Origin of the sequence: Kitasatospora sp. NPDC057542 (genome assembly GCF_042801945.1) — a bacterium.
Lineage (GTDB): Bacteria > Actinomycetota > Actinomycetes > Streptomycetales > Streptomycetaceae > Kitasatospora.
Genome location: NZ_JBHVFE010000385.1, coordinates 1 through 8,678, shown reverse-complemented (window position 1 = coordinate 8,678; position 8,678 = coordinate 1). Strand labels below are relative to the sequence as shown.

Below are 8,678 nucleotides of genomic sequence, written 5' to 3'. Positions count from 1 at the left end.
GGAAGTCGGCTGGTCCGACTTCCCACTCCACGGCTACTCCAGCGGCTGCTCCGTCCAGATGACCTTCCCGGTCGCGGTGTAGCGCGTCCCCCAGCGGTCCGCGAACTGCGCGACCAGGAACAGCCCGCGCCCGCCCTCGTCCTCGGTCGCCGCGTACCGCAGGTGCGGCGACGTGCTGCTGCCGTCCGACACCTCGCAGATCAACGAACGGTCCCGCAACAGCCGCACCCGGATGGGCCCGGAACCGTACCGGATCGCGTTGGTCACCAGCTCGCTCAGGATCAGCTCGGTCACGAACGCGGCCTCCGCCAGCCCCCAGGCCGTCAGACGCTCCGCCACCGCCGCCCGGACCTCGCCCACCGCGGCCGGGTCGGAGGGCACCTCCCACTGCGCCACCCGGTCCGGCGCCAGCACCCTGGTCTGCGCCACCAGCAGCGCGATGTCGTCCTCCGGGTGCTCCGGCAGCATCGCCCCGAGCACGTCCACACAGGTCTGCTCGGGCGTCCGCGGCGGCCCGGACAGCGCCGCCCGCAGCAGTTCCAGCCCCTCGTCGATGTCCCGCTCGCGGCCCTCCACCAGCCCGTCCGTGTACAGCACCAGCCGGCTGCCCTCGGCCAGCTCCAGCTCGGCGGTCTCGAACGGCAGCACCGCCAGCCCCAGCGGCGGCCCGGTCGGCAGCTCCGGGAACACCACCCGGCCCTGCGGGTCCACCACGGCCGGCGGCGGGTGCCCGGCGGTGGCCAGCGTGCAGCGCCGCGACACCGGGTCGTAGATCGCGTACAGGCAGGTCGCCCCGGCCAGCTCCGCGTGCTCACCGCCCGCCGCCTCGTCCTGGTCGATCCGGTTCACCAGCTCGTCCAGGTGTCCCAGCAGTTCGTCCGGCGGCAGGTCCAGGGTCGAGAAGTTGTGGATCGCCGTGCGCAGCCGGCCCATCGTCGCCGCCGCGTGCAGCCCGTGCCCCACCACGTCCCCGACCACCAGCGCCACTCGCGCGCCCGGCAGCGGGATCACGTCGAACCAGTCCCCGCCCACCCCGGCGTGGGCCGGCAGGTAGCGGTGCGCCACGTCCAGCGCGGTCTGCTCGGGCAGTCTGCGCGGCAGCAGGCTGTGCTGGAGCGTCACCGCCATGGTGTGCTCCCGGGTGTAGCGGCGGGCGTTGTCGATGCACACCGCCGCGTGCGCCACCAGCTCCTCGGCCAGCGCCAGGTCCTCCGACTCGAACGGTTCAGCCCGCTGCGCCCGCCAGAACCGGGCCACCCCCAGCAGCGCCCCGCGGGCCCGCAGCGGCACCCGCACCAGCGAGTGCACCCCGTACGCCAGCACCTGGGCCGACTGCTCCGGGTCCTGCTCCCGCCACCGGGTGGCCTGCGGCAGGTGCGGCTCGATACCCGGCTCCCCGCTGTGCAGCGCCCTGGCCAGCGGCGTCGCGGGCACCACGTCCAGTACCGTGCCGACCGGGTAGAACGGCGCGTCGTCCCGTACGCCGGCCACCGCGGCACGGCGCATCCGCCCCAGCGAGGAGCCCGGCGGCGGTTCCTCGCCGGTCAGCACCTGGTCCGCCAGGTCCACCGTGACGAAGTCCGCGAACCGCGGCACCGCGACCTGCGCCAGCTCCTCCGCCGTCCGCGTCACGTCCAGCGTGCTGCCCACCGTCACCCCGGCGTCGTACAGCAGCCGCAGCCGCCGCTGCGCGCGCTCGGCCCGGCCGGACAGCGCCGCCAGTTCGGTGGAGTCGCGCAGCGTGGCGACGCAGCCGGGCGGGCCGCCCGCCTGGCCGATCAGCCGCACGTTCACCGCCAGCAGCCGCTCCCCGGACAGCACCACCTCGTCGGTCACCGGGCGGCCGGCGGCCAGCAGTTCCAGCGGTGCCTGCTCCAGGCCCAGTTCGGCCACCGGGCGGCCCTCGGCGTCCGGCGGCAGGTCCAGCAGCCGACGCGCCTCGTCGTTGCAGAGCAGCAGCCGCCCGTCCCCGCCGACGATCATCACCCCCTCGCGCACCGCGTGCAGCACCGCCGCGTGGTGCTCGTACATCCTGGTCATCTCGACCGGGCCCAGCCCGTGCGTCTGGCGCCGCAGCCGCCGACTGATCAGCGCCGTCCCGAGCGTAGCCAGCCCCACCGCGGCCGCCGCCGCGGCCAGCACCACCGGCAGCTGGCGCTCGCTCGTGCTGCTGACGTTCCTCAGGGTGATCCCCGCCGAGACCGCCCCGACCACCGAGCCGTCCGGTGCGTGCACCGGGACCACCGCCCGCACCTGCGAGCCGAGCGTGCTCGTGAGCTGCTCCGTCACCACGTGGCCTTGCAGCGCCGGCTCGTAGGCGCCGACGAACTTCTGGCCGATCCGCGCAGGGTTCGGGTGGGTGTAGCGGATGCCCTGGTCGTTCAGTACGACGATGAAGTCCACACCAGAGCTGACCCGTGCGGCCTCCGCGCTGGGCTGCAGGACGGCCGTCGGGTCGGGGGAACGCAGCCCGGCGACGATGCCCGGGGAGTTGGCGAAGGCCTGCGCCACCGCCACCGAACGGCTGCGCGCCCTCTGCTCGGCGTCGCTGTGGGACTGCACCACCAGTGTCACCGCTGCCGCCACCACCACCAGCAGCACGACGAGGATCTGCAGCGCGAACACCTGCCCCGCCACCGACCGGTGCCACACCGGCCACCGCCGCTTCGCGCGCGGCAGATGCGGCCGACCGTGTGGGCGCCCACCGGAGGAGCCGGCGGAGCCAGTGGCGCCAGAGGCCGACGCAGCCCAGGATCGGCCCGGATTTCGGGCCATATGGCCATGTTTGCACTACGGCCAGCCGAGGACCACCTCGCTCTCTCGGCCGTTTGGCCTTCCCCGCCCGGGCTTGGCAAGATCGCAGGGTGTCCGAACCCCGCACCATCACCGACCCGGCCGACCCCCGACTCGCCGACTACACCGGCCTCACCGACGTCGAGCTGCGCCGCCGCCGCGAACCCGCCGAGGGCCTCTTCATCGCCGAGGGGGAGAAGGTCATCCGCCGCGCCCTCGCCGCCGGCTACCGGATGCGGTCGATGCTGCTCACCCCCAAGTGGCTGGAGGTCATGGGCGACGTCATCGCCGAGGCCGATGCCCCCGTCCACGTGGTCGAGCCCGCGCTCGCCGAAGCCGTCACCGGCTACCACGTGCACCGCGGCGCCCTCGCCTCGATGGAGCGCAAGCCCCTTCCGGACGCCGCGCACGTGCTCGCCGGGGCCCGGCGAGTCGCGGTGCTGGAGGGCCTGGTCGACCACACCAACCTCGGCGCGGTATCGCCTTTGGGTCTACCAGAACATGCAGTTCGGCGCGTCGCCGTGTTCGAGGACATCGTCGATCACGCCAACATGGGGGCGGCCTTCAGGAATGCAGCTGCCCTGGGCGTTGACGTGATCCTCCTCACCCCGCGCTGTGCCGATCCCCTCTACCGCCGGTCCGTGAAGGTGTCGATGGGCGCCGTCTTCCAGGTGCCGTGGACTCGCCTGGAGGCCTGGCCGAAGGACATCGAGATCCTGCGTTCCGCAGGCTTCACGGTCGCGGCACTGTGCCTGAGTGACAAGGCGATCACCCTCGATGAACTCGCTTCGCGGGACGACGAGAAGCTCGCCCTGGTTTTCGGCACGGAGGGCGACGGCCTCGCCGCCACGACACTCGCTTCGGTCGACGAGCATGTCCGCATCCCTATGGATGCCGGTGTCGACTCGCTCAACGTCGCAGCAGCCTCGGCGGTGGCCTTCTACGCGACCCGCCCGCGAGGTGAGCTGGTCCGGTAGATCGCTCAGGGCAACTCATGGGTTCCCCACGCTCCTCCAACCCGGCGGATCACCGGTGATGTACCCCGAAGCGGTATCGGCGAGGGTCGGGACGGCGAGCGAACTTGCCCACAGCGACGCGGAGTCGAGCCCACGAGGCGTGGGCTCTTGCAGGGCTGTGGAGTCTTTGGTCTGCAAGGCTTGAGCAGTGGCGGACATCCCGCTGCCATCCGAAAGGACGGTGAAAGCGATGCGGGTCTTCATCACAGGCGGCTCCGGTTACATCGGCCGCTCCACCGTCGTGGCGCTGATCCGGCACGGTATGAAGGTGACGGCGCTGGCGCGCAGCGAGAACTCTGCGCGCATCGTGTCGGACCTGGGCGCCACCCCTGTCGCGGGGGCGCTCACCGACACCGACGTCCTTCGGGAGGCGGCCCGCCAGGCCGACGGGGTCATCCATCTCGGGGTGGACTACACCGAGGGCACGGCAGAGATCGACCGGGCCGCGGCGCACGCACTGCAGGAGGGTGCGGGAAGCCGTCCTTACGTGCATACCGGCGGGGTGTGGGTGTACGGCAACACCGACGGGGCCGTCGACGAGGACGCCCCGCTGAACCCGCCGCGCATCACCGCCTGGCGTCTGGAGAACGAAAGGCGTGTGCTCGCCCGGGTGGCCACCGGAGAGCATCCGGTGGTGGTGATGCCGGGGCTGGTCTACGGGCGTTCCGGCGGGCTGGTGCAGTTGTTCTTCGTCGAGCCGGGGCGCACCGCCGGTGCCGTGCCCTGCGTCGGGGACGGCTCCAATCACTGGGCGCTGGTTCACGTCGACGACATCGCCGAGTTGTTCGTCCTGGCCATGAACGCCCCGGCTGGTTCCGCCTACGCCGGGGTCAGCGGACAGAACCTCTTGCTGGCGGACATCACCCGGGCCCTCAGCCACGCCGCGGGATGCCCGGGCAGGATCGACTCGTTGTCCCTTGACGAGGCCGTGCGGCGGATGGGCCCGATCGCCGAGGCGTTCGCCCTCGACCAGCAGCTCACCGGCGCCCGGGCCCGCCACGAGCTCGGCTGGACGCCCACCCACCTCAACGCCTTGGCCGAACTCGCCCAGAGCTGAACCACACCCGGCCCGGCCGCCCGGTAGGTGCGGTGCCCGGACAACACTCTCACCCCTACCGCGCCGAGTGTTGCCCCTGGGGCGGCGTGCCGGATCTTGGCAAGACCCTGCTCAAGCGGCGCCTCCTCCATGTCCGCGGTCTGGCTGCCTTCTCGGCCGTCGTCGTCCGCCTCCCGTCTCCGAAGGCCGACAGCCGTCCAATATGGGAGGAGAGGTACCCGGCGGGCACCGGGCAACGGCCGGTCACGAGGGAGAGGGGCTGCTTGCCCCAGCAGGAAGGCGGTGCCGGATGCGTGGCCTGGAAGTCACCGTGGTGGTCCTCGCGGCCGTGCTGACCATGACGTGGCTGGCTCGCCGCCTGCAGTGGAACGAGCAGGTCCTGCTGGTGGCGGGCGGCTGCCTGATCGGCCTGACCCCCGACTTCCACCGGCTGGCCCTGCCTCCCGAGGTGGTCCTGCTGCTGTTCCTGCCCCCACTGCTCTACTGGGAGTCGCTGACCACCTCGCTCCGTGAGATCCGGACGAACCTGCGCGCCATCGTGCTGCTCGCGACCGGCCTGGTGCTGGCCACCGCTGCCGCCGTGGCCGCGGTGGGGCACGCGCTGGGCCTCTCCTGGCCGCTCGCCTGGGTCCTGGGTGCTGTCGTCGCCCCCACCGACGCCATCGCCGTGGCGACGGTCGCCCGGAAGCTGCCCCGCAGGGTCCGGACCATCCTCCGGGCGGAGAGCCTGATCAACGACGGCACCGCGCTCGCCCTGTACGCGGTGGTGGTCGGCGTCGCCGTTCAGCAACTGGCCGTCAGCTGGTCGGGTACCGCCGTGCGATTCCTGCTCGCCTACGTGGGCGGTGTCGCGATCGGCTCCGCATGTGCCGCCGCCGTCGTGGCCCTGCGCAGGCGGTTGCGGGACCGCACGGTGGAGAACGCCCTGGGCGTGCTCACCCCGTTCGCCACCTATCTGCCCGCGCAGGCCGTGGGCGTCTCCGGCGTCCTGGCAGTGGTCACCTGTGGTCTCATCCTCAGCCAGGCGGGCCCCAAGGTGATCAGCGCGGGCGCGCGAGTGCAGATCACCTGCTTCTGGGAGGTGAGCACCTCCATCCTCAACAGCGCTCTCTTCGTCCTGGTCGGCATTCAGACACCCGCCATCGTCAGCGCGATCGGCTCCGTCTCCCCGGGACACGCGGCCATCACCGCCTTGCTGGTCAGCGGCGTGGTGATCGCCACCCGCGTGCTGTGGCAGTACTCGGTGCCCTACGTCATCCGCGCCGTCGACCGCCGCCCCGTCCAGCGCACACTGCGGACCGGTGCCCGGCAGAGGTTCCCACTCGCCTGGAGCGGGGTGCGCGGGGCCGTGTCGCTGGCGGCCGTCCTCGCCGTCCCGGCCACCACCACCGCGGGCCGGCCGCTCGCGGGACACGGTCTGCTGGTCTTCACCGCCGTCACCGTCATCCTGGTCACACTGCTCCTCCAGGGGACGACCATGCCTGCGGTGATCCGCTGGTCCGGACTGCACGGAGATCCCGACGAGACCACCGAGGAACGCCGCGCCCACCGCCACATCGCCGCCGCCGCAGTGGAAGCCCTCCCCGAGCACGCCGAGCGCCTGAAAACGCCGCCGAAGACCGCCGAGGCCATCCTGAGCGAACTGCGCCAGTACGCCGCCGAGGACGCGGAACCACTGGACGATTCCGGCGCGCGTGCCGGGCTCGAACTGCGCCGCGCCCTGATCGGCGTCAAACGCAGCGCCCTGATCCGCCTGCGGGACCAGCGCAGCATCGACGACATCGTCCTGCGCCGACTGCAGCTGCTCCTGGACATCGAGGAGATCAGGGTCGAGCTGGCCCTGAGTGACTTCACCGATCCGCCGCCGTAACCACCGGCCGGCGAAAGCGGGGGCCCGTACGGGCGGCCGCCCCGGATCGGCGCCCAGAGCGAGCAGCAGGCCGCCGGCGGCATCTTCGCCCCGCTACGCGTGCTCGCCCACAAGACCTGGGGCCTCACCCGCCTGGTACCGACCTGTACCGCGTACCAACAGGTCATCGCCACCCTCGGCCATGTCCCCGGCTGGCCCGTGGACGTGGCCACAGGCGACCGGCTTGCACACGCCATAGCGGCGGCCCAGCAGCTGCCCGGATCATTCGGGCCCGTGCGCCGCTGGGGGAGCAGGCGGAGAGGCCGGGTAGTCGGCGGTGAGGATGCCGGAGACGCTCTGCGCGGCACCGGTGAGGAACCCGGCAAGGTCGGCGCGGGACCGGGTGGCGTGCGTGGTGGTCATCAAGGTCGCCGGCGCCATCTTCCGCAGCGCCGCCGCCCTCGGCATGGACGCCGTCCTGCTGTCGCCCGACTGCGCCGACCCGCTCTACCGGCGCGCCGTCAAGGTCTCCATGAGCGCCGTCTTCGCCGTCCCGTACGCCCGCCTGGACCCCTGGCCCGCCGCGCTCGACACCGTCCGCGAGGCCGGCTTCACCCTGCTCGCCCTCACCCCCGCCGACGACGCCGTCGACCTCCACAGCCTCGCCCCGCACGGCCTCCCCAAGGCGGCCCTCATGCTCGGCGCCGAGGGCGACGGCCTCACTCCCCGCGCCATCGCCGCCGCTCACCACCCCGTCCGCATCCCCATGGCCCACGGCATCGACTCCCTCAACGTCGGCGCCGCCGCAGCCGTGGCCTTCTACGCCGTCACCATCCCCACCCCATAACCTCGCCCCGGTGGTGGGTGCGGTCCTCGTGCCGGGACTCGGCCCGCTCGACCTCTCACGCCGCTTCGGTGTCGACGAGGTGTTGTGCCGCAGCGACCGCGCTACCGCCCGGCCGCTGCCGACAGCGCTGCGCCGCAGGTCGGCCCGCCCGGCTTCCCGCGGTCAGCCTGCGGGGGCGGTCGGTGGGGCTGGGGCGGCGGCGGGGGGCTGGGTGGTGGCCCCGGGCCAGGATTCGTCGAGGGTGCCGTCGGGACGGACGGCGTAGCGGGTGGAGGTGACGGCGCCGGTGGCGGCCGCGCGTTCCTCGCGGACGACCGTGCTGCCGTCGAGTCGCCAGGTGGCCGCCGCCTGCGGGTCCGCCACCGAGGTGCGGGAGGCGGTGGCGACCGGGGCGTCCCCGGCGAAGGTGTAGAGCTGGACGAGGTCGACCGGCGCCGAGCCCTCCGCCCGCCGCAGGACGACCACCGCGGCCGGCTGGTCCTTGTACCGGGCCGGCAGCACCGCGCTCAGCGCGACCTGCGGCCCGGCCCCGACCGAGTGCCCGTTCTGCAGTGCGATGGCAGGCCCGCCGGCCCCGTCGGAGTAGCTGCGGTTGGGCCAGTCCACCGCCGGCACCGGCGCCTGCGGCGGCGTCAGCCCGCCGTCCGCGGCCCCGCGCGCCGCTGCCGGGAGCGGCGCGGTCGAGGCCTGCCGTGCGACGTCCGACGACGACCCCGGCACCGCCTGCTCGCCGCCGCTCGTACCGCTGTTGGCGCCGGAGCCCGCGTTCGTCACCACTGCGGTCGGGGGCCGCACGCTCTGGTTGCCGCGGTTCTCGCACCCCTGCGCCGCCGCGATGGCCAGGGCCACGCCGATGGTCACCGTGACGAAGACCACCAGCCGCTGCCGGAGCAGCCGCTGCCGGGAGGTGCCGGGCCGCCCACCGGGGGAGGGGGTGTGCTGGCGGTCCCTGGGCCGTGCCCGGTCGCGGGGGCCGGGGCGGGCGGGGGGCGGGGTCTGCGGACGGTCCGGACGCTCCCGCAGCGGGCGGGTCACCGGCGTCGCCTCGGGCCGGGGGACGGGAGGGGCGGGCCCCGGCGGGCGCCTGTCTCCACCGCCCGCACCCACACCCCGTTC

6 protein-coding genes and 1 pseudogene are annotated in these 8,678 nt (G+C 73.4%); 4 read left to right on the top strand and 3 right to left on the bottom strand.

Annotated features, from left to right (window positions below; translation table 11 throughout):
- Nucleotides 1–33: 33 nt before the first annotated feature.
- Nucleotides 34–2,775 (bottom strand): SpoIIE family protein phosphatase, encoded by a 2,742-nt coding sequence (locus ACFU7Y_RS33680; protein ID WP_224282103.1) that lies wholly within the window; start codon nucleotides 2,773–2,775, stop codon nucleotides 34–36.
- A gap of 89 nt (nucleotides 2,776–2,864) precedes the next feature.
- On the opposite strand from ACFU7Y_RS33680, the gene ACFU7Y_RS33675 reads away from it, so the two are divergent.
- The 3 genes from ACFU7Y_RS33675 (at nucleotide 2,865) to ACFU7Y_RS33665 (ending at nucleotide 6,736) form a co-directional block, all read left to right on the top strand.
- Nucleotides 2,865–3,770, top strand: coding sequence for an RNA methyltransferase (locus ACFU7Y_RS33675; RefSeq protein WP_224282102.1), 906 nt, complete (start codon nucleotides 2,865–2,867; stop codon nucleotides 3,768–3,770).
- Nucleotides 3,771–3,999: 229 nt separating this feature from the next.
- Nucleotides 4,000–4,866 carry an NAD-dependent epimerase/dehydratase family protein gene (locus ACFU7Y_RS33670; RefSeq protein WP_224282101.1) on the top strand — a complete coding sequence of 289 codons (867 nt, stop codon included), beginning with the start codon at nucleotides 4,000–4,002 and terminating at the stop codon, nucleotides 4,864–4,866.
- A gap of 289 nt (nucleotides 4,867–5,155) precedes the next feature.
- The gene (locus ACFU7Y_RS33665; RefSeq protein ID WP_380770641.1) at nucleotides 5,156–6,736 is read left to right on the top strand and encodes a Na+/H+ antiporter; all 1,581 of its coding nucleotides are present in this window, start codon (nucleotides 5,156–5,158) and stop codon (nucleotides 6,734–6,736) included.
- Between the two features lie 261 nt (nucleotides 6,737–6,997).
- Here the strand turns inward: ACFU7Y_RS33665 and ACFU7Y_RS33660 are convergent, their stop codons facing one another.
- Nucleotides 6,998–7,138, bottom strand: a complete 141-nt coding sequence (locus ACFU7Y_RS33660) for a hypothetical protein (RefSeq protein ID WP_224282099.1) — start codon at nucleotides 7,136–7,138, stop codon at nucleotides 6,998–7,000.
- A gap of 10 nt (nucleotides 7,139–7,148) precedes the next feature.
- On the opposite strand from ACFU7Y_RS33660, the pseudogene ACFU7Y_RS33655 reads away from it, so the two are divergent.
- Nucleotides 7,149–7,562 (top strand): annotated as a pseudogene (locus ACFU7Y_RS33655) (TrmH family RNA methyltransferase); the annotation flags it as partial.
- 162 nt (nucleotides 7,563–7,724) lie between these two features.
- On the opposite strand, the gene ACFU7Y_RS33650 reads toward ACFU7Y_RS33655, so the two are convergent.
- Nucleotides 7,725–8,597, bottom strand: a complete 873-nt coding sequence (locus tag ACFU7Y_RS33650; RefSeq protein WP_380770640.1) for a hypothetical protein — start codon at nucleotides 8,595–8,597, stop codon at nucleotides 7,725–7,727.
- Nucleotides 8,598–8,678: the final 81 nt, after the last annotated feature.

Coding starts and splice junctions, on each gene's coding strand:
- ACFU7Y_RS33665 (WP_380770641.1), top strand. CDS start 5,156: ATGCGTGGCCTGGAAGTCACCGTGGTGGTCCTCGCGGCCGTGCTGACC.
- ACFU7Y_RS33660 (WP_224282099.1), bottom strand. CDS start 7,138: ATGACCACCACGCACGCCACCCGGTCCCGCGCCGACCTTGCCGGGTTC.
- ACFU7Y_RS33670 (WP_224282101.1), top strand. CDS start 4,000: ATGCGGGTCTTCATCACAGGCGGCTCCGGTTACATCGGCCGCTCCACC.
- ACFU7Y_RS33680 (WP_224282103.1), bottom strand. CDS start 2,775: ATGGCCCGAAATCCGGGCCGATCCTGGGCTGCGTCGGCCTCTGGCGCC.